Here is a 24,333-nt window from a genome sequence, read left to right on the forward strand (position 1 = left end):
TTCTCCTCCCCCCTATTCGACGTCGGAACCGAGATAGCTGCGTTCCACGCCGAGGATCAGACGCAGCGAGGTGGAGATGATGCCCAGTGCAATGCCGATCATGATCGCCCGCTGTCCGGCGAGGTTGGGCACGCGCATCACCCAATTGGCCAGGGAGGGTATCGAGAGGAACTCCAGGTTCGCAGGCAGCCAGGAGGTGATGTAACTGCCGATGAACGTGCGGCCGATGAGGATGATGAACGCCGAGACCAGCAAGATCGTGGCGTCGCGGTTCTTGGCGCGGAAGGCGCGGTAGCTCGCGGAGGCCACGTAGAACGCGAGCAGCGCGAACATCGTCGAGCTCAGCGGCGCGAAAATGAACAGATAGACCGTGTCGAACAGGCTGCCCGCGGCCGTGATTTCGGCCGTGATCCCGCCGGGGTTGCCCAGCTTGAACAAGCCGATGAGCAGGGTGAAGAAAAATCCGGCCAGGGCCACAACCGCATAGCCCCAGCCCTTGCTGCGCTTGTAGATGCGGTTGCCCATAATCTTGATCAGGTTGCCCGCGCCCAGTACGAAGGCAAACACGGCAATGATGTCGAAGAAGACCGAGAACTCCTCGCCGAGGTTGGCGAAGGCGTGATGCGGGATGTAAGCCGAGAGGATCAGGGCCCAGCCCGCGGCGAAGCAGATAATAATCGGTATGGTGCGTCGCAGCATGGCCTACCTCCTCAGTTCGGAAGGGCGAACAGTTCGCGGAACCAATGGGAGAATCTGACGATCGCGCTGGTCGATTCCGGGTTCGCGGAAAGGATGAATTGCGAGATCGTCTCCAGGATGCCTCCGAACACGATGGCGAACATAGCGATTCCCTTGCCGATGTCCTGCCCCTTGAGGCTTCCCAGCTGTCGGGGCTCGCCCGAGAGGTAGGCCGAGGCTGCGAACAGCTCCTCGCCGATCAAGGTGTAATCGCATGCGGCGATAAAGAACGGCAGCTGCGCCGGCTGGGCCGTTCCCGCGATCTGGATCGCGCCGATCAGGTTGCCGGTCTCGGCCAGGATCAGCGACTCGGCATAGAACGAGCCGAGGAAAAAGCAGGTGGCCGGCTTGTCGCGGACCATCATTCCGGTGACGCCGGCCACGTAGCCGAACTGGTCGTCGGTGAGGTAGGTGATGTTGTCCACGTTGTAGGCGTCGGGACGCCCGGCCTCGAGAAACGCCTCCTTGACCACCTCGCGCGCCGTGGTCATCACCAGCGACTTGGAGGTCGGGACGTTGAGCTGCGTGTCGTGCTCGGCGATCGTCTTGGCGATGCGCGAGAGGATCGTCAGCGACGCCAGGGTTTGCACGTCGTTGATGTCCATGATCCCCGGGACGAACATGATGTTCTTACCCATCTCGGTCGCGCGGCCGATGGCGTCGTCCACCGCCTCGAGCCCGGCGATCTTGCGGATGAACATCTTGCGGCCCTTCTTGGCGTGCTCGATAAAGAAGATAATCGCAAAACTGATTATCAGCATCACCACGAAGTAGGGCAGCTTGGCCATGTCGAACCACTGCGGGTGGGACTCAACCGCCTCGGCGGTAATCACCGGATCGCTGGTTACGGCGGAGACCGCCACCACGCGGTAAGCAAACGAAGTGCGGTTGCTCACGTAGAGATCCAGGTACTCGGTGGTTCCAGTGGGCACGTGGTCGTGCAGCTGGAATTCGCCGGAGTCGATGTTCTCTTTGGTGGCGCGATAGATGTCGTAGCCCGTGACGCCGGCGCGGCCCGCTGAGCCGACCGGATCGTCAGGGCTGAGATCCCAGGTGATCTTGATCCGACCGCGCATCCGGCTCGCGTCGGTAACGATCGGCACGGCTTGCACGTTGCTCGGCGGCGCGGGCGGCAGTTTGTCGGTGTAGGCCATGGCCGGCGAGCCGTTATTGGCCAGGACGCTCTCCGAATCGCCTTCGACCTTCTTGACGATAACCAGATAATAGTAAGGCACGCCGTCGAGCACATCTTTGTCGTCGATCAGGAAATAGTGATCACGCCCCAGTGCGGGCTGAAGCGCCACCCCCTCAAACGGTAGAGAGGGATCCTCGGAGCGCAGAACCTCGTAGCCGATGAACGACTCGTCGGGCTGACCCTCATCGAGCGTTTCGTCCGGCGAGGCCCTGAACGAGATCAGAATCCGCGAGCCGAAATCGCCGCGCACGTCGCGGGCCAGCACATCTTGGGGCGGGGCGGCGCTGATCGCGGGCTCGACAACTTGCGGCTCCACGGCTGAGGGTTGATCCGCCGCAGCCTCGGCCGTCGCTGCTGCGTCCCCTGCATCAACATCGACGACGACAGACTCTTCACCGGATTCGGTCGCCTGCTGCTGATCATCAAGCTCTTTGTCCGGCATAGCGGGCTCGGGCGGGGCCACGTAGGGCTGCTGCGCGGCCACTGCCTGAGCAGTGACCGGATTGTCGACGCTCGTCGCGCCGGTGGTCGTGGTCACCACGCGATAGAAATAGGCAACGCCGGGTTGGGCAGTACGGTCGGTCCAGGTCTGCTTGCGCGGCCTTGAGTCCTTGTTGCCCACGGCGTCCACGTCGGCGAGCAGGTTCGCCGAATCCTCAAGCCCCGCTGAATCGGCGGCGCGATAAACCTGATACGATTCGACTATCTGGCGGTAGAGCCCGTCGTCAGGCGATTTTTCCCAAGTCAGGTCGATCCCGCCGTTGATCCCCGGCGCGGCCTTGACCCAGTCGCCGGGCTTGGGCGGAGCTACGATCACCGCGCCGGAGCACGCGGTGGGCTCGGACTCGCCCTGAACCTTGGCCACCACTCGGTAATAGTAAGGTACGGAGTTGGATACGTACTTCGGGTCTTCTTCAACAATTTGCTTGACCGAGGCGTTGATCAACAGGTAGCGCATGGAGTCTGGAGTCGCCGGTTCGCCGGCCTTGGCCGCGTCCTCGTAGGCTCCGACGTTGAAGCCCAGCAGCTTGGCGGTCTGACCCGATGCGAGGGTTCCGATCCAGACTTCCTGATCGAACTCGGGGCTCGCGGAACGGTAGATTTCGTAGCCGTTGACCGCATAGCTGCCGGCGTTGTCGTCGCTCGAGGCCTGCCAGACCAAGTGGATCGAGTGTCCCGAATCGTTGACCGAGTCAAAGGCGGCCAGCGCCCTGGGAGGCGCCGGTACCGGGATCTGGGCCGAGATCATGATCGGACCGATCACTGCGGCCTCGCCCGGGCCGTTGGGACCTATTGCTTCAACTTTATAGAAGTAGGGAATGTTCGGCCCCACACCCGAATCGCTGAACTCGGTCCGGTCGTACCCCTTGGCTACCTGGACCATCCGGTCGGCGTCAGGGCCGTGAAAGATGTTGTACCCCTTTGCTCCCAGCTCATCTCCCAAGGGCTCCCACGAGATCAAGATACTGCGGCCGTCCTGGCCGATCTCGGCTTTGAGCCCTGTAGGAGCAGGCAAGTTGTCCTGGGCCAGCGCCGGATAGGCAATAAGAGCCAGCGCCGCGCACAGCAGGACAAGGGCAAAGGACATCTTGCGCAGTTGAACGTCCATTGGCCTCCCCCGACTTTTCGTTATTTATCGACTACGAATGTGTTGGTTCGGTAAGTCTGAATCTGGCGCAGAATACGTTACAAATCAGCCTTAGTCAATCCTTCGGCTCAAGACGCATTCGGAATGGGAATCGTTAGAAAGTATCCGGATTGGGCGTGTCCGCGGATCAGCTTTCGATCAGCTCGACGTTGGCCCTGGGCACTACCACCTCCGCCCCGTCGGGGAAGCGAACCTTGAGGATCCGCGCCTTTGAGCCCGACTCCAGTACGGTCGGCTCCGAGGGCAATCCAGCCACCTCGCCCAGACGGCCGAAGTACGGCTGCCGGATCACGCGCACCGGGGATCCGACCTCCAGGCCCATCGTCGCCTCGTGGTGCACTTGGTCGTCGTTGACTACGTCGCTCTCCGCTATGGGGATCACCACCTCGGGACGGATCACGCCGGCGCGAATCTGGGTGGCGCCGTTGATGCTCGCCAACCGTCCGGCCTTGGACTTGAACAGCTCGAAGGTCTTGCCCGCCATAGTGATCTCGCCGAAGCCCTCGGTGACGATCAGCGTAATTCCGAGGTCCTCGTGTCCGGTGATCGCCACGCCCAGGTCGTAACCCAGGAAAGCGACCAAGTCCTTGTCGTGGAATCCTCCGGAGACAACGCCCGCGGCGCCGACTTCGATCGCCTTGCGCAGGGCCTCGGCGGTCACCAGCTCGCCGCCGATCAGGATCTTGCCCTTGTGCTCGGGCTTGATCAGGTCGGCGGTAAGCTTCTGCTCGGGCGTTTGGCAGACCATCTCGATCAATCCGTGGGTCTCGCCGCCGATGCCGAAGATGCCCTGGATGAACGAGGCCCGGCATTCGACCACGCAACCCTCGTCGGGTACGACCTCACAGACCCGGCCGATGATGTAGGCCAACACCTCCACCGGCTTGGGGTAGCCGCGCAGCAGCACCTGACCGGTGATGTCGGAGATGTTCTCGATCGTGCCTTCCATTGTGGCCTTGGACTCGCTCTTGAACATGCCGAAGAAGGATTTGGAACGGGCGATGATCTCATCGGCAGAGACCTTGTCGCCGATCTTCTTGAGCATGATGCTCGGAACTTCCTTGGGCTCGACGTTGCACTGCTGGGCCACGTTGACCAGCGACACGTCTCCGGGAAGATTGGTGCGCGCCACAGCTTGTTCGGGAACGACCTGATCGTCGAGCTTGACCAGCACCTCGCCTTTGAGCGGCAGGATGCGGCGCTTGCGCACCAGCGTCTGCTCGGTGACCTTGAGACCCGGGGTATATGCGTGAGCCATGGATTAACTCCTTACTTGTCCAGTGCGCCGTCGGGGTAGACCTGCCACTCGATCATCCATTGGGTGATCTTGGCCAGACGGGTATCAACGTCCTCGGGCAACGCCAGCGGACGTCCGCGGCCGTCGAGCAGTACGCCCATCGTGCCGCCTTGCACATCGCGTTCGATGGCCACGCCCGAACCCTCGCCCAGGTTGAAACCGCGGGCGGGATTGGCGTGCAGCCGGGCCTTGGTGTCCAGACCCAGTTCGATCAGCTTGACATCGCCAAATTTGAGCACGCCCTCGTCGATCACCCCCTGATCGCCGACCAGCTTGTAGGTCATGATCTGCTTACCCGGCTTGGTGATGCCGGCGGGCGCAATGCACGTGCCCAGGTAGACTAGGCAATCTTTGGTAAAGACCTCGGTGGCGGCCTTGGGATGCACTTCGGCCATCACGCCCAGGTGCGGCATCATGAAGATCGAGTCCTTGGCCAGCTGGGTCACGCCCTCGGGCTGGAACGCGTCGATCATCATCATCGCGGTCTGGTTAAAGCGCGGGGCGTGGCTGAGTACGCCGCCGGAGCCCACCAGCAGGTCCAGCGTCAGCATGTTGACCAGGGTTCCACCGGCGTTGGACTGCTGGAAAGTGTCGCCGATGGTGCGCTGCTGCTGCACTCCCTTGAGCTTGGTGGCGAAGCTTTTATGCTGCACGAACGCCAGGCGCAGCGCCTCTTTGGCGATCGCCTGCTCAAAGATCAGCTCCTCCATGCTCTGCGGGATGGTGGTCGGCCGGATCATCTTGTTCTTCACGCGGTTGCGCAGGTCCTCCTCGTCCATCGAGAACGGGACCCAGCGCATCACGTTGGCCATCCCGGCCTCGGCAAAGACGTTGCTGATCGAGTAGCTCATGCCCAGGTTGGCCGATACCGTGCGGTTGAAGATCCCGGTGAACACCGAAAACACGTCGGTGGTCGCGCCGCCGATGTCAACGCCCACGACCTCGATGTCCTGGATCTCGGCCACGCGCTTGAGGATGTTGCCCACAGCGCCGGGGGTGGGCATGATCGGCGCGTCGGTCCATTCCATCAGCTTGCGGTAGCCCGGCGCCTGGGCCATCACGTGCTCCATGAACAGATCGTGGATCTTCTCGCGCGCCGGCAGCAGGTTCTCGACTTCCATCGACGGGCGGATGTTGTCGACCATCGACAGGTCGGTCTTCTCGGCCAGGACCTCCTCGATCTTGTCCCGGGCGTCCTTGTTCCCGGCGTAGATCACCGGCAGCTTGTAGGCCGATCCCAGGCGCGGCTTGGGGTCGGCGGCCGCCACGATCTCGGCCAGATCGACCACGTGCTTGATCGTGCCGCCGTCGGCGCCGCCGGAGAGCAAAATCATGTCCGGCCGCAGTTGGCGGATGCGCTCGATCTGCTGGTGGGGCAGGCGCTTGTCGTTGTGCGCCAGCACGTCCATCACGATCGCGCCCGCGCCCAACGCGGCGCGCTCCGCACTCTCGGCGGTGATCTTGCGCACCACGCCGGTGACCATCATCTGCAGTCCGCCGCCCGCCGAGCTGGTGCTGATGTAGATGTCGCACCCGCGGTCGCCCTGAGCGGGCTGGATAATCCTGTCGTTTTCGTCGATCAGTTGACGACCGGCCAGCTCCCCAACCTCGCTCACCGAGTTGAGCACGCCCATGGTCACGTCCTCGAAGGGGGCCTCGACCGTGGTCGGGGACTCGCCGCGATATGTCTGGCGGTACTCGTCGCCCACCTTTTGGATCATGATCGCCTTGGTGGTCGTGCTGCCGCAGTCCGTGGCCAGGATGACCTTGATGTCATCGGGCTTCAGATCACTCATGGTCACCTCGTTTGCCGCCGCGCCGCGAACGCCTGGATCGACGCTGCTCGGCGTGGGCCGCCTTCTGCTCATCCCGACGCTCCTGCCGGAGCGCCTCGAAATGGTCTATTCGGTCCAGCAGCAGCTCGACGCTGCCGCGCTTCTCCAACGTCTGGTAAAAGATCGTGTACTCGCGCCAGTCGAACACCCCGCGAATCATCGGCTCGAAGAACGCCAGGAGTTGGCTGCCCAGGTAGTTCAGCGGCCGAAGCATTTCGATGAATATCGCGCCCGGCGCGGTCAGGCCCCACTCGACGATCTTCTCGGCCAACCTGTCCAACAGCTTGGACTGCTCGTCGGTCAGCTCGAGATCCTCGGGCTTTTCTACGGCAAAGGCGTGGGACAGTCCACTACGCAGCCGTTTTCGGCGGCTCGGTTGCGCGTCCGGGGCCTTCACTCCGTCTCCCGCGTCTCGCTCGTCGGAGCTTGGCCGGTCGTCTCGATCCTTTGGCGGATGAATCGCAGCACCTCCTCGCGGGGCGTATGTGCAGCCCATCGCAGAAAGAACCCGCGAAAATTCTCCAGGCGCGAACGCCTGGCGAACGGGCTGAGGAACACCCCACGGCGTTCGGGGTAGATCCGCTTGATCGAACTCCAGGCGACGCTGCGCTCGAAGAACAGCAGCCTGCTGCGCACCCCGTGCTCGTCGAGCGTAAAGACCACCGGCATAAAGAATTCCCTGACGCCGATCGCCACCACCAGCGCCCCGAAAATCCCCCAATAGACTGAATTTCCCAGGGCCCAGACGGTCCAAAACACCGCGAGCAGACACAGTACAAAGAGCACTGCCTTGCCCGGCTGAGAAGCGATTGGCAACACTGTCCAGCGATAGTCGACGGACTCGTCACCCACTTCAGCCCTCCGCACTTCCGGCCAAGGCCGGCCAAAGGATAATCGAAGCTTGGATCACGGTCAACATGGCGTCAGTAGGCGATAAACATCCTTGACGAGCTCGCCGCGCTACGCTGAGTGAAAGCATCTTAGCCAAGCAGGACGCTTGATTCACAGGTTTTAACCCCTGCCTCTGCGAGCTCTCTGAGGGCATGTTCTCCGCCCGCGGCCGTAACCGGGGCCACTGCATCGGTCAGCAGCGTGACCTCGTAGCCACACTCGATCAGGCCCAGGCAGGCGGCTTTAACGCAGTAGTCCGTGGCGACTCCGAAGACCACGGCATGGCCGCGGCCGACCGAACGCAGGATCGTCTCGGCCTGCGGATTGGCAAACAGACTGAACACCGGGCTTTCGATCACCGGCTCGACCCCGGGTTGGTAAAGATAGTTCCCGGGCTCGCAACTGATCCGCTGATGGGGCTCGATCACGGACTGCGGGATCTTTTCCGCACCCGGCGTCCCTCTGACGCAATGCGGCGGGAACTGCTCGAACTCCGGATCGTCCGGGGCGTGGGCGTCGACGCTGGCCACGATCGGCACGCTGTTTTCAACGGCGAAGCGCACCAGCCGCTCGATGGTCGGAATCAGCGCGTCGGCTCCGGGCACGTAAAGCGCTCCGTTGGGCAGCATGAAGTCGTTTTGGGTATCCACATCCACCAACATAATTTCGCCAAGATCGATCATCGTCATTCCTCCACGATCTTCAGCCCGGGATCAACGCGCACGTCGTACTCCAAACGCGCGTCAAGGTGCCTGGCCGATTCCGGAAGTTTGCCCAGCTGTTCTGCGGCGCGTTGCTTAATGCTCTCAAGCGACGGTCGGCCCTCGATCCGCCGTCCGCTCTCCATCACATCGACGAGTTGGGGGCTCGCTGTTGCGGGACCCGGATCGCCGCGCCTTGTCAGCAGATCGTACAGCGGGAGGCCCTGTTGGTCTGTCGCCCGCCAGACCTGCTTGGCCCAGGGCAGGGTGGCCTTATCAGTGCTGTTCTTGTACGCCGGTTGAGTTTGGCCGTCGCGCTGGATCTGCACCAGCTTGTACACGCCGGAAAGATTGGGCGCGTCCGCGCTGGTGACCATCTGGGTGCCCACGCCGAACAGGTTGATCGACGCGCCCGAGCTGAGCAGCTTGTCGATGCGGTACTCGTCCAGATCGGAGCTGGCCACGATCTTGGTCGCTTGCATTCCGGCTTGGTCGAGGATCGCGCGCACCTCGTTGGAGGAACGCACCAGGTCGCCCGAGTCAATGCGCACGCCGGTCACCTGCGGACCGAACGAGGCGGCGATCCGCGCTCCGGCCAGGGTGTCGTAGGTATCGATCAACAGAGTCGCGTTGTGCGGGAAGTCGCGCAGATAAGCGGCAAAGGCGCGTTGCTCGTCGCCGTAGGCCATGATCTGGCTGTGGGCCACTGTGCCGAAAATCGGCACGTCGAAACGCTGTCCGGCCTCGACGTTGCTGGTGCCCGCGCACCCACCGATGAAGCAGGCGCGCGCCGCGAGTACCGCGGCCTCGGGCCCGTGGGCGCGACGGCTGCCAAAGTCGACCACCGCGCGACCGCGCGCCGCCGAGCAAATGCGGCTGGCCTTGGTGGCGATCATCGTCTGGAAAGTGATCTGACTCAGCAGGTAGGTCTCGACTATCTGCGCCTCGATCAACGGTGCGCGCACCTGCAGCAGCGGCTCGCCCGCGAACGCCACTCCGCCCTCGGGAATCGCGCTGACCGAGCCGCTGAAACGCAGCTCCGCGAGCATCTCGAAAAATGAGGGCGCTACATCGGCGAACACCGGGTGCGATCGTAGGTAGTCGATCTGGTCGCCGGTGAAATGCAGGTTCTCCAGAAAATCCAGGGCCTGCTCCAGCCCGGCGACCAACAGGTAGTTGCGTTTGGGCGGCAGCTTGCGCACGAACAGCTCGAAGCAGGCCTGATCGCAAAAGCCCGACTGATGGTAGGAGGCGGCCATGGTCAGCTCGTAGAGATCGGTCAGCAACGCGCCGTGCCCCGACATTGCTGTCCGCTCATCCATCAGTTGCACTGGATCGCTGTGGAGCAAACGCGGATGTGCTCGGCTGTTCCAGGGTTCCGCTGGCTGTAATGTCGTCGGCATTGCCCAGCCGGCGGTCAGGACCCGAGGAACGCAAAACGAACCGATCGCCCTCACATTCGAGCTTCAACCGGCAACCCCAGGGGTCGCGCAACGGGATCTCTCGATAGAATGTAAAGCTGCGGTCGTTCTCAAGGTATACTACCAAGCCGTTCCAGAGGCCGTAACCAAAGACCGTTTCAGCCACGCAGGGAAACTGCGTGCAAGAATCGATCGCTTCGTACCGGGCATGCACGGCCGTGTAGCCGCTGGCGAGCTGGTCGAGCATCAGCTCGGTCGCCACGCTCTGGATACGCCTGGTGTGTCCGCCCTGGACGATGGCGGCCAGTCCGACCACGAACGTCGCCGCCAGACACAGCGTCAGCATCGCGGGCTTGAACACCGGCCGCCGCGTGCGCCAAAGTCCGACCACGCAGGCAGCAATTCCGGCGAAGACCACCGGGTAGATCAGCGCCTGATCGTAGTTCACGCCCACGGCCACGCGGGTCGTCCAGGCCAACACCAACAGCGGCGTGAGCCAGGGAATCGAGCGTTCCACCAGTCCGGCGCTGCGTTCGGGCATCATTTACCCCGCTTGTCACGCTCCTTGGCCTGCTTCTTGAGCAGCTTGGCCTGGCGTTTATCCTCCTTGGCCTGCACTTTGGCCTGCTTTTCCGCCAATTTCCGCAGGAAGGTATCACCCTTGGACACGCAGCAATCCTTGTATTTCCTGTCAGATCCGCAGGGGCAGGGGTCGTTGCGGCCAATATCGATAGTCTTGCGCGGCCCGGTGACCACGCTTTTTCTCATGCTCAGGCTGGGCTTGATCCGCGTTCTACGTACCATGATTGATTCATCCTCCCGGCCGCCCGTTGATCTGTCTCGGGCGGCGCCGTTGAGGGCCAAGAGATTATAATAAAAAGCCGATGATGAATAGCCGGTTGCAACAAGTTAGTCATTTGATTCCAGCGGGAAACGGCCGCGACGTTCGCCGCGCAGAGCCGCGGAATCCGGAGCCGGAAGCTGCGCACAAGGCCGTTGTGACGAATCCCGATAAATGATCCGGTCTAGAATTGACATTCAAGCTCTTGTCATGTTATTGAATGAGCACTCATTCAGTGGGGGCGTGAAGCCGACCCGACTTCAGCCTCCAACCAAGTCAATCAACGGCTGTAAGCGAGATTTTCCCGAGTCGAGCAGTCTCAATTATCTTCCAGTATCGGAGGTAGCGCGTTATGAAAAAGCAGATCAAGAAGGCTGCCGTATTGGGCTCCGGTGTTATGGGGAGCGCCATTGCGGCCCACTTGGTGGGATGCGGCATCGATGTACTGATGCTCGACATCGTCCCGTTCGACAACATGCTGTCGGACGCGGAAAAAGCCAAGAAGGACAGTGATCCCAAGATACGCAACAAGATGGGCAACGATTCCCTCAAGGCCGCCTTGAAAGTCAAGAAGCCCACGCCGGTGTTCTACTCGCCCAAGGACGCCAAGCGCATCACCATCGGCAACTTCGACGATGATATGCCCAAGATCGCCGATTGCGACTGGATCATCGAGGTCGTGGTTGAGCGGATGGACATCAAGAAGAAGATTCTGGGCGAGATGGCCAAGTACCGCACGCCGGGAACGATCTGCACGTCCAACACCTCCGGCCTGAGCATCGAAGGCATGGTCGAGGAGCTGGACGACGATTTGAAGGAAAACTGGCTGGGAACGCACTTCTTCAACCCGGTTCGCCACATGAAGCTGCTCGAGATCATCCCGCACAGCAAGACCTCGAAGGAAGTTCTGGACTTCATGGCCGAGTTCTGCACAACCGTGCTGGGCAAGGGCGTGATCTGGGCCAAGGACACACCGAACTTCATCGCCAACCGCATCGGCGTTCACGGCATCATGAACGGCATGAAGCTGATGCAGGAGATGGACTACCGCATCGACGAGGTCGACGCAATCGCCGGCCAGCCGATGGGACGCCCCAAGACCGCGGCCTACGCCACGGCCGACCTGGTAGGACTGGACACGCTGCACCACGTGGCGATGACCGTCTACAACAGCTGCACCGAAGATCCGGTACGCGACGTGTTCAAGCCGCCCAAATTCTTCGACGAGATGGTCGAGCGCAAGTGGCTGGGCAACAAGACCCGCGGCGGATTCTACAAGCGGGGCCCCGAGGGAAAGATGGTCGTCGACTGGAAGACCATGGAGTACGTCAAGGCCGAGAAGTTCAAATGGGAGTCCACGGGCAACGCCCGTTCGGCTAAGAACCTGGGTGACAAGCTCCAGGCCATGTGCTACGGCGACGATCGCGCCGCCGAGTTCGCCTGGAAACTGACCGCCGACAGCCTGAACTACACCGCCGGCCTGATCCCTGAGATCTCCGACACGATCCTCGAAGTCGACCGCGGCATGATGTGGGGCTTCAACTTCAAGGTCGGCCCGTTCGAGAGCTGGGACCTGATCGGCGTGCGCAAGAGCGTCGAGAAGATGGAAGCCGACGGCATGGCCGTTCCCGAGAACGTCAAGCAGATGCTGGCGGCCGGCAACGAGTCTTTCTACAAGGAAGAGGGCGGAGTCCGCTACCAGTACGATCTGGTCAACGGCAAGTACGTCCCGATCCAGAGCGACGATCGCATCTTCACCATCGCCAAGTTCGAGGCCGACAAGAAGGTCGCGGGCAACGACGGCGCCACCCTCTGGGACATCGGCGACGGCGTGGCGATGCTCGAGTTCCACACCAAGATGAACGCCATCGACAACGAGATCATCGAGATGATGAACACCTCGATGGACATCGTCGCCGACAAGTTCACCGGCATGGTCGTGGCCAACCAGGCTGCCAACTTCAGCGTTGGCGCCAACATCGTGATGATCCTCGCGGCCGCCAACAACGAGATGTGGGACGACATCGAGAAGCTGGTCAAGGCGCTGCAGGACGCGAACATGCGGATGAAGTACTTTGACAAACCGATCGTCACCGCTCCGGCCGGTATGGCCTTGGGCGGCGGCTGCGAGATCACCTTGCACGGCCAGAAAGTTCAGGCCGCGGCCGAGACCTACATCGGACTGGTCGAGGTCGGCGTAGGCGTGATCCCGGCCGGCGGCGGCACCAAAGAGTTCGTGCTGCGACTGAGCGAAGGAATCCGCGGAGGCGCCGAGCCGCCGATGCTGCCCTTCTCGATGAAGGCCTTTGAGGCGATCGCAACGGCCAAGGTGGCGTTGGGCGCCAAAGACGCAATGGATATGGGCATACTGCGCGAGACCGACCAGATCACGATCAACCGCGACTACCAGATCTACGATGCCAAGAACCTGGTTCTGGGCATGGCCAAGTCCGGCTTCAACCCGGGCAAGCCGCGCACCGACGTTAAGGTGGCCGGCGAGGGCGCCACAGCAGCCTACATGGTGGCAGTCGACGGTATGTATCGCTCTGGATGGGCGACGGACTACGACCGTGTCGTGGCCGCCAAGGTCGCTCATGTGGTCGGCGGCGGAGCCATGGCCGAAGGGACCCAGGTCAGCGAGCAGTACCTGCTCGACTTGGAGCGCGAGGCTTTCCTGAGCCTGCTCGGTGAGCAGCGCACCAAGGACCGCATCATTACGATGGTCACCACCGGCAAGCCCCTGCGTAACTAAACGGTTTTGAACGGAGGAATATACAGATGCGCGAAGTCGTAATCGTTGCTGCGTGCCGCACGGCAGTCGGTAAGGCCAAACGCGGGTCGCTGGTTGATACCAGGCCCGACGACATGGCCGCAACCGTTATTGCCGAAGTGGTGAAGCGTGCCGGCATCAAGCCGGAAATTATCGATGATGTAGTCTTCGGCTGCGCCATGCCCGAGGCCGAGCAGGGCATGAACGTAGCTCGTAACGCGGTGTTCCTGGCCGGCCTGCCGCAGACCGTCCCCGCAATGACTCTTAACCGCTACTGCTCCTCGGGAATGCAGGCGATCTGGAACGTCGCCACCGATATCATGGCCGGAACAATCGACGTCGGCATCGGCGGCGGTACCGAGACCATGAGCATGATCCCGATGGGCGGCAATAAGATCGTGCCCAACATCAAACTTGGCAAAGATTGGCCCGGCGCCTACTCGGGCATGGGACAGACCGCTGAGAACGTGGCCATGAAATACGGCGTCAGCCGCGAGGACCAGGACCAGTTCGGACTGGAGTCCAACCGCAAGGCGGCCAAGGCCAACGAGACCGGCGCGTTCAAAGAGCAGATCGTACCGCTCAACACCTACATGTTTGACGGCAAGGGCAATAAAAAAGAGTTCGTGTTCGAGGTCGATGAGGGACCGCGCGGCGACGCCAACATTGAGACCATGGCCAAGCTACGTCCCGCATTCGCCAACCCCAAGGCCAAAACGCCCGAGAAGCTGTTCGACGGCTCCGAGCCCAAGGGCAAGCTTGGCACAGTGACGGCAGCCAACAGCTCGCAGATGAGCGACGGCGCAGCCGCAGTGCTGCTGATGGCGCGCGAGAAGGCCGAAGAGCTGGGCCTCACTCCGATGGCCCGCGTTCACGGCGTGGTCACCGTGGCCTTTGAGCCCGAGCTGATGGGCATCGGACCGGCACTGGCCGTCCCACGACTGATGGAGAAGGTCGGCAAGCCCCTGGGCATCGGCATGGACGACATCGGCGTGTTCGAGCTCAACGAGGCGTTCGCCAGCCAGGGCGTGTATTGCTCACGCGAGCTGGGTCTCGTGGATGATCCGCGGGTCAACCCCAACGGCGGCGCGATCGCCCTGGGGCATCCGCTGGGCTGCACCGGCGCCAAGCTGACCACCCAGATTGTCTACCACATGAAGGACAACAACCTGAAGTACGGTGTGGTCACGATGTGCATCGGCGGCGGTATGGGAGCAGCCGGACTCTACGAGAACCTGCTGTACGAAGAGAAATAATCTAGCTTCGTTCGGCCCCGACGGCGCATTCGCCGTCGGGGCTTTTTCTTTTTTTGGCATCAGCTCCAGGCATCGAACTCACTGGGGTTGATTAATAGCGCGATAACCACGAAAATCCACCAAAGTTCAACTCATGGCGGAGGATTTCGATGCAGTTATCGCGTCTGTTCCTGATTACGGTTATGGCCTTGTCGCTGTTGTCGTTTACTGCAGTGGCGCAGCAGGCCGAACAGGCCGCACCCGAAGCAGCGGCGTTCGACCCGGCTGACATGGCCAATCCGATCTACTTCGAGAACAACGGAACGATTTACAGGATCTACATCGACGGCAGTAACCTGCAGCAGGTCGTCGTCGGAACCATGCCCGCTGTTTCTCCGGACAACAACGAGCTGGCGTTCTTCGCCGACGGAGATCTGCAGTTGCTCGACTTTACGCAAAGCAGCGTCGAATTGATCGTGACCAGCGAACCGGCTTCGCGTATTTGGTGGACCAGCGACGGGCACATGTTGATCTACCGCGAGAAGCGGGAGGACGCGAATCAGTTCGTACAGGTAAACCCCGCCGCCAAGTCCAAGAACCCGATTGATCCGAGCATGGTCTATTCGCGGATCGTTCGCCCACTGCCCATCACCGGCCGTTCGCCGTATACCAGATTCAACAGCGACACGGGCAATTCACTGCGAGTACTCAGCGGCGCGCGCGGACACAGCAAATGTCTGGCCCGATCCTCGGACATCGTCGAGCGCGGCGATTGCAGCTTCGAGGAGTTCAAGGGCTTCGACGCCTATTTCACCCCGGACGAACGCGGTGTGATCTTCCGCACGCGTTGCGGTGCCGACGCCGAACCCGTGGGTCCGCTGTATTTCGTCAGCCGCAACGGCACCGACCTGCAACGTCTGACAAAGCTGACCTACAACGAGATCCCGTTCAGCGTTTCGCCCAGCGGACGCTGGATACTTTTTCACGACATTGAGCCCGAAAGCGGGCTGTACAAGATCTATCGTTGGGATGTGCAGAACCCGCAGAACAACCCGTTGGAGCTGACCCAGGGCAGCAACGTCAGCTGGTAGTAGATTGAACCGTCCGAGCGATCTCCCCGCTCGTTTTTATCGGGCGGGGAGGTTTTTATTTGGATTGCTCGCGGTGCTTCTGGCCTGCGTGTTGCTGCTCATTGGTTGCAGCGGCGATCGACTGCTTGAGCGCGGGGAGAGGGTGCCGAACTTCAGCGCAGACCAACTCGACGGCTCGCGCTTCTATTTTTACAATTCGATCGAAAAAACACTGATCCTGTTTTTCTACGCCACCTGGGACCAGGATTCACAGGCCATGCTCGCAACGTTGCGCAGAATAGCGCCGACACAATCCAAGCTGAGCATCGCCTGCGTGGCGGCCCGGACCTCGGACCGTGACGCCCTGCGCGAAATCGAAATCCAACAGCAGCTGCCGTTCAGCTTCATCCTCGACAGCAGCGGCCGGATCAGCGAACATTTCGGTGTGCGCAAGCTGCCTGTGGTTTTTCTGATCTCTCCTTCGGCGCAGGTGCTGCGGGTCTACAGCGACGCCTCGCCGAGCACCCTGCGGGAGATCGAGACCGACGCCGCCGCAATTGCGTCGGGCAGGAATCTCGACTGATCTCTTTTGGTGTGTAGGCCGGACAATGGTAATCGATGGGCGGGAGCCTTATAATCTGTCTTCGATGGAAGCTATAAAATTTCGGGAGACCGCGATGTCCTATAAAAAAACCCGCTTGCTGATTGCGCTTCTCGGCATCGTACTGCTTTCCGGCCTGCTGGCGGCCGCATCGGGCTGCAACGACAACAATTCCGACGATGACGACGACGCGGCCCAGGACGACGACGATATTTCTGAGGACGACACGGTTGATGACGACGATACGGCTGATGACGACGACGAACAGCCGCCGCCTGATTGCGAGGGTACGCCGGACTATCAAAGCTCGTCGCAGATCATCCGCGGACCGTATCTGCAACATGTCACCCAGAACTCGATCCGCCTGATGTGGGAGACCGCAGAGCCGGCCAACACCATCGTTAAATGGGGTCCGAGCACGACATTGGGTTGGTCGTTCTGCCACTGGGATGAATCGACCCACCACGAAGTCGAGCTGGTGGACCTGGATTTGGGCACCAACTACGAGTACGTGGTGCGCTCCAACGGCGAACAAAGCCCAATGCACAGCTTTGCCACGGCTCCGGCGGTTGACTCGCCGTTCAAGTTCGCAGTGCTGGCCGACAGCCACGTGGTCCCGGACATCCACGGCATAGTCGTCGATTCGGTAATCGAGGCTGATCCGGACATCGTGCTCTACGCCGGCGATCTAACCGTTGACGGACGCAACCGCGAGGAGTTCGATGAGGGCTTCTTCATTCCCGGGGCCGAGCTTTTCGCGGAAAAACCGATCTATGCGTTGCTGGGCAACCACGAGAAAGAGACCGAGTATTTCTTCGAGCTGTTCAGCTATCCCGAGCCCGAGCGCTGGTACAGCTTCAGCTACGGCAACGTGCGCTTCATCGGCCTGGACACCAACTGGCTGCACGTACCCGGCTCGACCCAGTACCAATGGTTCGAGCAACAGCTTGCGCAGGCCAACGAAGACGTTGAGGTGGAGTGGATCGTGGTCTACGCCCACCATCCGGCGTACTGCGAGGGCTGGGGCCATCCGGGCTACGACGGCGAGCCCGGCGTGCGCCACATCCTGCGACCGCTGATGGAGCAGTACGGCGTGGACCTCTATTTCTCGGGGCACGCCCACGACTACGAACGCGGCGAGATGGGCGGCGTGACCCACATCATCACCGGCGGCGCCGGAGGGGCACTGGACTCGTTCCAGAAGGATTGGGAACACATCGTCGTCTACCAACCGTTCCATCATTTCACCCTGGTCCAGGTGCAGGGCAAGACGCTGACGATCGAGGCGCAAACGCCCGAGGGCGTGCTGCTCGATCATTTCACTCTGAATCATTAGCAAGGATTAGAGCGGCAACACGACGTCGATCAGCCGCCGAAAAGGCAGCGGTTTGATGAATACCGGAAGTTGGTTTTCGCCTTGATCTTTTCTCGTTGCGCAAGCATACTGAAATCCCGCCTGAAACTCCTTCACCGGAAGTACTATGCTTGAACAACTACTTTATCCAGAAACAGTTGCAGTTATCGGTGCATCCCGGACTCCGGGCAAAGTGGGTCACGAGGTTGTCGCCAATCTAATCAAGAGCGGTTTCAAGGGCACGATCGTACCGATCAACCCCTCGGCCGACGAGATCCTCGGTTTAAAGTGCTATCCCGAGATTGGGCACTACGAGGGCAGCGTCAACCTGACGGTTATCACCGTTCCCACGGCGATGGTCTACGACGCCGCCAACAGCGCGATCAGGGCCGGAACCAAGGCAATGGCGGTTATCACCGCCGGGTTCAAGGAGGTCAACCAGGAGGGTGCGCGTCTCGAGCGCGAGGTCGCCGAGCTGTGCCGCGCCAACCGAGTCAAAATGCTCGGCCCCAATTGCCTGGGACTGATCAACACCGACAACGGGATGAACGCGACCTTTGCCAAGCACCATCCGTCCAAGGGCGGTATCTCGGTAATCTCCCAATCCGGCGCCCTGTGCACCGCGATCCTCGACTGGGCCAACGAGCGTAAGCTCGGCCTGGCCAAGATGGTCAGCATCGGCAACAAGGCCGACCTGGACGAGAACGACTTCCTGCGGGCCTTTTCCCAGGACGAACAGACTAAAGTGATCGTGGTCTACCTCGAAAGCATCACATCCGGCGAGGAGTTCATTAAGGCCGCCTCGGAGGCGGCGAGCAACAAGCCGGTGATGGTGCTCAAGGCCGGCATCACCGAGGCCGGGGCCAAGGCCGCCTCGTCGCATACCGGCAGCCTGTCCGGCGCGGATGTGGCCTACGGCGCGGCGTTCAAGCGCGCGGGCGTGATCCGCGCCGATACTTTCGAGAACCTGCTGGACTACGCCACGGCGTTCTCGATGCAGCAGCTGCCCCAGGGCAATCGCGTGGCGATCATCACCAATGCCGGCGGCCCGGGAGCGATGGCCGCCGACGCGGTGGAGAACTGCGGCTTAAAAGTCACCCGGCTGGGGCAGGCCGCCTCGGACGAACTCAAAAAAAGCCTGCCCACCGCGGCCAGCGTGGCCAACCCGATCGACGTGCTCGGCGACGCCTCGCCCGATCGCTACGCCAAGGCGATCCAGGTCGCACAGAAGGACGACTCGGTGGACGCCACGGTGGTGATCCTCACCCCGCAGGCGATGACCAAGCCGGCCGAAACCGCGCTGCAGATCGCCCAGAGCCACGAGGCCTCGGGCAGCAAGCCGATCCTCGCCGCGTTCATGGGCGGCTCGGACGTGATGCCCGCGCGGGCCAAGCTCGTGGAATACAATCTGCCCGACTTCCCGTCGCCCGAGCGCGCGGTCAACGCCCTGCGCGCGATGGTCGAGTACGCCACTTGGCGCAACCGCCCGCCGCGCATCGTCCAACGCTTTCCGGTCAACCGCCGGCGGGTCGAGCGCATCATCTCCCGCAACTCGCGGATGAACAGCACCCAGCTTAGCGAGCCGGACGCCAAAGAGATCCTCACCGCCTACGGCTTCAGCGCACCCGAAGGCTCGTTCGCCGTGGACGCGGAAGAGGCCGTTGACATCGCAATGCGCATCGGCCTGCCCGTGGCGATGAAGATCGTCTCGCCGGACATCGTTCACAAGTCGGACATCGGCGGGGTCAAGCTCAACCTGATCAGCCCCGATCTGGTGCGCGACGCCTACGACCTGATGATGATGCGCGTCCGCCAGCGCGCCCCCAACGCCGACCTCTCCGGTGTCTACGTCGAGCAAATGGTGCCGCGCGGACGCGAGGTGATCATCGGCATGACCCGCGACCCGCAGTTCGGACCGATGCTGATGTTCGGCCTGGGCGGAATCTTCGTCGAGGTGATGAAGGACGTCACATTCCACCTCGCGCCGATCACGGCCGAGGAGGCGATGCAGATGCTCGAGGGCACGCGCTCCTACGCGCTGCTCAAGGGGACCCGCGGCATGGAGGCCGTGGACATGCAGAGCATCGCCACCGCCCTGCAACGGATGAGTCAGCTGGTGACCGACTTCCCGCTGATTATGGAGATGGACATCAACCCGCTGATCGTCCGCGAGGTCGGCAAAGAGTCGCTGGCCGCCGACGCGCGCATCACGCTCTCCAAGGAGAGTCACTGACATGAGTAAATCGAGATTTGATCCGAACTGGCAGCAGAAATACAAAGACATGATCGTCACCTCCGAGCAGGCGGTGTCGCAGATCAAGCCGGGCCACCGCGTGTTCATCGGCACGGGCTGCGCCCAACCCCAGGAGCTGGTCAGGGCGCTTACCGCGCGCTCGCAGGAGCTGGTCGACGTCGAGATCATCCACTTCCTCGCCCTGGGCGAGGCCCCCTACGCACACAAGAAGCTGCGCCAGCACTTCCGCGTCAACAGCTTCTTCATCTCGGAAAACGTGCGCGACACGATCCAGGAGGGGCTGGGCGACTATACGCCGATATTCCTCTCGGACATCCCGCGGCTGTTCGACCTCGGACAACTGCCGTTGGACGCGGCGCTGATCCAGGTCTCGCCGCCGGACGAGCGCGGGATGGTCAGCCTGGGCATCGCGGTGGACATCGTCAAGAGCGCCGCGGAAAACGCCTCGCTGGTCATCGCCCAGGTCAATCCGCAGATGCCACGTACCCACGGCGATTCGATGTTGCACATCACCGACATGGATTTGCTGGTCTACACCGACGTGCCGCTGCTGTACTACACGCCGCAGGAGAGCACGGAGGTCACGCGCAAGGTGGCGCAGAACATCGCCTCGCTGATCGAGGACGGCTGCACCATCGAGATCGGCATCGGCCGCATTCCCCAGGCCGTGCTCGAGTTTCTGCGCGACCGCAAGGACCTTGGAATCCACACCGAGATGCTCAGCGACGCGGTGATCGACCTGATCGAGTCCGGCGCGGTCACCGGCAAGCGCAAGTCGCGGGAGCAGGGGAAGATCGTGGCCAGTTTCGCCATGGGCACACGCCGGCTTTACGACTACATCGACGACAACGAAACCTTCGGCTTCCATCCCACGGAGTACGTCAACGATCCGTTCGTCATTGGCCAACAGCACAAGATGGTCTCGATGAACGTGGCGCTGGAGGTCGACCTCACCGGCCAGGTCTGCGCCGACAGTTTGGGTGAGAAGTTCTTCTCGGGCATCGGCGGCCAGGTCGACTTCAACCGCGGAGCGGCCCGCTCGATCAACGGCAAGGCGATCATCGCGCTGCCCTCGACCGCCAAGAACGGCACGATCTCGCGCATCGTCACGCGGCTGACCCCGGGCGCCGGAGTGGTGACCACCCGCGGCGACGTGCATTACGTGGCCACCGAACACGGCGTGGCCTATCTGCACGGCAAGAGCGTGCAGGCGCGGTCCATGGCGCTGATCAGCATCGCCGACCCCAAGTTCCGCGCCCAACTGCTGCGCGAGGCCATCGAGTACAAGTTCGTGCGCTCCGAGCTCAGCGAGGTCGAGGGCAAGATCATGATCGCCCCCGAGGGCCTGCGCACCACCTACCTGATCAACGACGGCACCCAGATCAACTTCCGGCCGATCCACCCCACGGACATGCCGCTGATGCAGGACATGTTCTACGAGCTGTCCCAGCAGACCGTGTACTACCGCTTCATGTCGCGGATGAAGCACCTGCCGCAGAAGCAGATCCAGAACTTCGTGTTCGTCGATCACCGCCAGGAGGTGGCGATCGTCGGCACGATCCCCGAGGCACACGGCGAGGACATCATCGCTATGGGCAGCTACTACCTGGACAAGGCGACCAACCTGGCCGAGGTGGCGTTCATCGTACGCGACGACTGGCAGGACAAGGGGATCGGCACCTATCTGCTCAAGTACCTGATGCTAATCGCCAAGCGCAACGGCATCCGCGGCTTTACCGCCGAGGTGCTGGCGCAGAATCATCCGATGCAGTCGGTGATGCACAAGAGCGGCAGCCAGCTCACCAGCCATCTGAGCGGCGGAGTGTTCAGCTTCAAGCTCGAGTTCTAAAGCACCTGGCGGCCGCTTGGCCGTCGATCAGACCAACCGGGGCCGGCCATTGGGCCGGCCCTTTTTTTTCTTTGAGCGATTCCCCTGTGTTTTCGAGTTGATCGATCATGCGCTACAATATCGGGCACTGATAACGCTCAACGGGGGCTTGATAGGGTATGGCGCGCCGCAGGAAACCCAAACAACTCGACCTGTTCGACATGCGCAAAATGGGGCTGGAGCACGACCATTTTGAACGCTGGCTGCGAAACCAAGGATTCGCCCATGTCGCGGGAATCGACGAGGCCGGGCGCGGACCGCTGGCCGGACCGGTGCTGGCCGCCGCGGTAATCCTGCCCGCGGGCTCGCGGATCAAGGGGCTGACCGACTCCAAGCGCCTGAGTGATGCCAAACGCCGCGAGCTGTACGTCAAGATCAGGGATAAAGCGATCGCCATCGGCGTGGGCCGCGCCGAGCCAGCTGAGATCGACCGCATGAACATCTTGCAGGCCACGATGCAGTCGATGCGCCGCGCTGTGGACGCGCTGCAACAGCAGCCCGATTACCTGCTGGTCGACGGCATCACGCCGATCCCCACGGTTCTTCCCCAACGCACTCTGGTCAAGGGGGAACTGCGCTCGATCTCCGTGGCCGCGGCCTCGATCATCGCCAAGGTCGAACGCGACGACATCATGCTCGAGATGGACAAGCTCTACCCTGATTACGGCTTTGCCCGGCATAAGGGCTACGGTACCGAGGCGCATTTGCTCGCGCTGCGACAACACGGCGTGTGCCCGATCCACCGCAAGACCTACCGTCAGATATCGGATCTGCGACAGAGGTTGTGATGGACCATCGTATGGCGCGCGGCAAATGGGGCGAGCGGCTCGCGGCGCGCCACCTGATGCGTCATGGGTTGCGCATTATCGAGCGCAACTGGACCGTGCGTCGCGGAGAGCTCGACATCATCGCCCTGGAGCAGGACACGCTGGTCATCGTCGAGGTGCGCACCCGGCAAAAGGGCTCGATGGTCTCGCCCGAGGAGAGCGTGAATCTGCGTAAGCGTCGCAAGCTGATCGCCTTGGCCGAGGAATATCTCGCCTCCCGCGAGATCAAACAATCGCAGCTGCGCTTCGACCTGGTGGCAGTGCGCTACGGTCCGATCGGCCTGTTCGGCAGCTGCATCCACTACCGCGGTATTTTCGAGGCCGACGGATGACGCGCCAAGTCCCGAAGATCCGCCGCCGCATTCGCAGCAAGCTGATCGTGATCTACCTCGTCCCGACCCTGGCGATCATCGCCGGGTTCGGCACGGTCTTCTATTTCATGGTGCGCTTCTCCTTGGAACAGGAGATGGGCCGCAGGCTGGTGGCCATCGCCTCGAGCGCCGCGCTGCACCTGCCGCTTGACCGTGTGCATCTGCTCGCACCTGGCGAAGAGGAAAGTCTCAATTACGAAAAGCTTCGCGAACGGCTGATCAAAGTCCGTGACGCCAACGAGGCCACGCGAATCTCGCTGTTCAATCCGGACGGAGCGAGCCTGCTGGACACCCGCGCCGGAATCCACATCGGACAGCTGCTGCCCGAGCTCGAGGCTGATCGGCTGGAGATCGAACGCGTGCTCACCGGACAGCCCACAGCCTCGACCCTCTTTGCTGGTCCCAGCGGTGCGCTGTACATGAGCGGCTACGCTCCGCTGCTGGGCGAGGACGGACTGGTCGCGGCGATGGTGCGCGTCGACGCCTCGGTGGTGTTCTTTGATCAGCTCAAGGCGTTGCGCCGCAACCTGGTGTTCGTCGAGGCGCTGGCCGGCCTGGCGATCGTCGTAATCAGCCTGCTGTTCGCCAGCCGCATCGAGCGTCCGATCGCCGAGCTGGTCGACGAGGCGCGCCGCATCGGCGAGGGCGAGCTCGAACGCGAAATCGAGCCCCACGGCGAGGACGAGATCGGCTTTTTAGCGCGCAGCATGGAGGAAATGCGCGCCAATATCGTGGCCCGCGACGAACACCTGTTAATGCTGCAACGCGGCATCGCCCACGAGGTGCGCAACCCCCTGGGCGGCATCGGGCTGTTCATCGACCTGCTGTCCGAGGAGCTGGGAGCGGATCAGGACGAAGCGCGCGGCTACGTGGCCAAGATCCGCAAGGAGCTGCGCTCATTGGACAGAGTGGTCAACGACTTCCTCGACTTCACCCGCAGCATTGTGCCCGAGCCGCGCCGGGTCAACCTCGGCGAGTTTCTCGACGAGGTGGTGCCGCTGATCTCGGGCCAGGCATTGGAGCGCGACATCACTGTCGAACGCGAGGACGGGCATCTGCAAGACTGCTACATGCTCGACCAGGACCTGCTGCGGCGGGTGCTGCTCAACCTGCTGACCAACTCCGCCCAGGCCTGCGGGCCAGGCGGATTGGTGCGGATCGTAACCAACGAGGGCGAGGGCGAGCTGCGGATCAGCGTGCTCGACAACGGCTCGGGAATCAAACCAGAGAACATCGAAAAGATATTTGAGCCCTTTTTCACGACCAAGGAGCGCGGGTCGGGCCTGGGGCTGTCCTATTCGCTGAAGATCGTCCAAGCGCTGGGTGGAGAGCTGAAGATTCAACGGGCGCCCGACCACGGCACGCTGGCGACCGTGATCCTGCCGCTGGAATAAGG

General features: G+C 62.0%; 20 protein-coding genes. 10 read left to right on the forward strand and 10 right to left on the reverse strand.

Annotation, left to right across the window (positions count from 1 at the left end; all coding sequences use genetic code 11):
- Window positions 1-12: 12 nt before the first annotated feature.
- From P9M14_05475 to P9M14_05520, 10 genes are all read right to left on the reverse strand, one after another.
- On the reverse strand, window positions 13-699 hold the full coding sequence (locus tag P9M14_05475; protein ID MDP8255179.1) for a hypothetical protein: 687 nt from the start codon (window positions 697-699) through the stop codon (window positions 13-15).
- A gap of 11 nt (window positions 700-710) precedes the next feature.
- The gene (locus P9M14_05480; GenBank protein MDP8255180.1) at window positions 711-3,542 is read right to left on the reverse strand and encodes a fibronectin type III domain-containing protein; all 2,832 of its coding nucleotides are present in this window, start codon (window positions 3,540-3,542) and stop codon (window positions 711-713) included.
- A 166-nt stretch (window positions 3,543-3,708) separates the two neighbouring features.
- Window positions 3,709-4,839, reverse strand: coding sequence for a hypothetical protein (locus P9M14_05485; GenBank protein ID MDP8255181.1), 1,131 nt, complete (start codon window positions 4,837-4,839; stop codon window positions 3,709-3,711).
- Between the two features lie 11 nt (window positions 4,840-4,850).
- Window positions 4,851-6,746 (reverse strand): glutamate mutase L, encoded by a 1,896-nt coding sequence (locus P9M14_05490; protein ID MDP8255182.1) that lies wholly within the window; start codon window positions 6,744-6,746, stop codon window positions 4,851-4,853.
- On the reverse strand, window positions 6,667-7,110 hold the full coding sequence (locus P9M14_05495) for a hypothetical protein (GenBank protein MDP8255183.1): 444 nt from the start codon (window positions 7,108-7,110) through the stop codon (window positions 6,667-6,669). The genes P9M14_05490 and P9M14_05495 overlap by 80 nt, the downstream gene beginning before the upstream one ends.
- Window positions 7,107-7,565, reverse strand: a complete 459-nt coding sequence (locus P9M14_05500; protein ID MDP8255184.1) for a hypothetical protein — start codon at window positions 7,563-7,565, stop codon at window positions 7,107-7,109. Before P9M14_05500 ends, P9M14_05495 begins: the two co-directional genes overlap by 4 nt.
- 128 nt (window positions 7,566-7,693) lie before the next feature.
- On the reverse strand, window positions 7,694-8,287 hold the full coding sequence (locus P9M14_05505) for an isochorismatase family cysteine hydrolase (GenBank protein ID MDP8255185.1): 594 nt from the start codon (window positions 8,285-8,287) through the stop codon (window positions 7,694-7,696).
- A gap of 2 nt (window positions 8,288-8,289) precedes the next feature.
- Window positions 8,290-9,609 carry a nicotinate phosphoribosyltransferase gene (locus P9M14_05510; GenBank protein MDP8255186.1) on the reverse strand — a complete coding sequence of 440 codons (1,320 nt, stop codon included), beginning with the start codon at window positions 9,607-9,609 and terminating at the stop codon, window positions 8,290-8,292.
- 10 nt (window positions 9,610-9,619) lie between these two features.
- Window positions 9,620-10,267 carry a hypothetical protein gene (locus P9M14_05515; protein ID MDP8255187.1) on the reverse strand — a complete coding sequence of 216 codons (648 nt, stop codon included), beginning with the start codon at window positions 10,265-10,267 and terminating at the stop codon, window positions 9,620-9,622.
- Window positions 10,267-10,530 (reverse strand): SEC-C metal-binding domain-containing protein, encoded by a 264-nt coding sequence (locus P9M14_05520; protein MDP8255188.1) that lies wholly within the window; start codon window positions 10,528-10,530, stop codon window positions 10,267-10,269. Before P9M14_05520 ends, P9M14_05515 begins: the two co-directional genes overlap by 1 nt.
- Before the next feature lie 389 nt (window positions 10,531-10,919).
- Here P9M14_05520 and P9M14_05525 point away from each other — a divergent pair, with 389 nt between their 5' ends.
- The 10 genes from P9M14_05525 to P9M14_05570 all read left to right on the forward strand — a co-directional run bounded on the left by P9M14_05525 (window position 10,920) and on the right by P9M14_05570 (window position 24,331).
- A complete protein-coding gene (locus P9M14_05525; GenBank protein ID MDP8255189.1) occupies window positions 10,920-13,319 on the forward strand; it encodes a 3-hydroxyacyl-CoA dehydrogenase/enoyl-CoA hydratase family protein in 2,400 nt (799 codons plus the stop codon).
- Window positions 13,320-13,345: 26 nt separating this feature from the next.
- Entirely contained in the window at window positions 13,346-14,593 is a 1,248-nt protein-coding gene (locus P9M14_05530; protein MDP8255190.1) for a thiolase family protein, read from the forward strand.
- Window positions 14,594-14,742: 149 nt separating this feature from the next.
- Entirely contained in the window at window positions 14,743-15,663 is a 921-nt protein-coding gene (locus P9M14_05535) for a hypothetical protein (GenBank protein ID MDP8255191.1), read from the forward strand.
- Between the two features lie 73 nt (window positions 15,664-15,736).
- On the forward strand, window positions 15,737-16,225 hold the full coding sequence (locus P9M14_05540; protein ID MDP8255192.1) for a redoxin domain-containing protein: 489 nt from the start codon (window positions 15,737-15,739) through the stop codon (window positions 16,223-16,225).
- Window positions 16,226-16,319: 94 nt separating this feature from the next.
- Window positions 16,320-17,579: a metallophosphoesterase family protein gene (locus P9M14_05545; protein ID MDP8255193.1), complete on the forward strand. Its 1,260-nt coding sequence runs from the start codon at window positions 16,320-16,322 to the stop codon at window positions 17,577-17,579.
- A 145-nt stretch (window positions 17,580-17,724) separates the two neighbouring features.
- Entirely contained in the window at window positions 17,725-19,830 is a 2,106-nt protein-coding gene (locus P9M14_05550; GenBank protein ID MDP8255194.1) for an acetate--CoA ligase family protein, read from the forward strand.
- A 1-nt stretch (window position 19,831) separates the two neighbouring features.
- Window positions 19,832-21,700, forward strand: a complete 1,869-nt coding sequence (locus P9M14_05555; GenBank protein ID MDP8255195.1) for a GNAT family N-acetyltransferase — start codon at window positions 19,832-19,834, stop codon at window positions 21,698-21,700.
- A 158-nt stretch (window positions 21,701-21,858) separates the two neighbouring features.
- Complete coding sequence (locus P9M14_05560; protein ID MDP8255196.1) at window positions 21,859-22,527, forward strand: ribonuclease HII; 669 nt, start codon at window positions 21,859-21,861, stop codon at window positions 22,525-22,527.
- Window positions 22,527-22,898, forward strand: coding sequence for a YraN family protein (locus tag P9M14_05565; GenBank protein MDP8255197.1), 372 nt, complete (start codon window positions 22,527-22,529; stop codon window positions 22,896-22,898). Before P9M14_05560 ends, P9M14_05565 begins: the two co-directional genes overlap by 1 nt.
- Window positions 22,895-24,331 carry a HAMP domain-containing sensor histidine kinase gene (locus tag P9M14_05570; protein ID MDP8255198.1) on the forward strand — a complete coding sequence of 479 codons (1,437 nt, stop codon included), beginning with the start codon at window positions 22,895-22,897 and terminating at the stop codon, window positions 24,329-24,331. Before P9M14_05565 ends, P9M14_05570 begins: the two co-directional genes overlap by 4 nt.
- Window positions 24,332-24,333: the final 2 nt, after the last annotated feature.

Origin of the sequence: Candidatus Alcyoniella australis (assembly GCA_030765605.1) — a bacterium.
GTDB lineage: Bacteria > Lernaellota > Lernaellaia > JAVCCG01 > Alcyoniellaceae > Alcyoniella > Alcyoniella australis.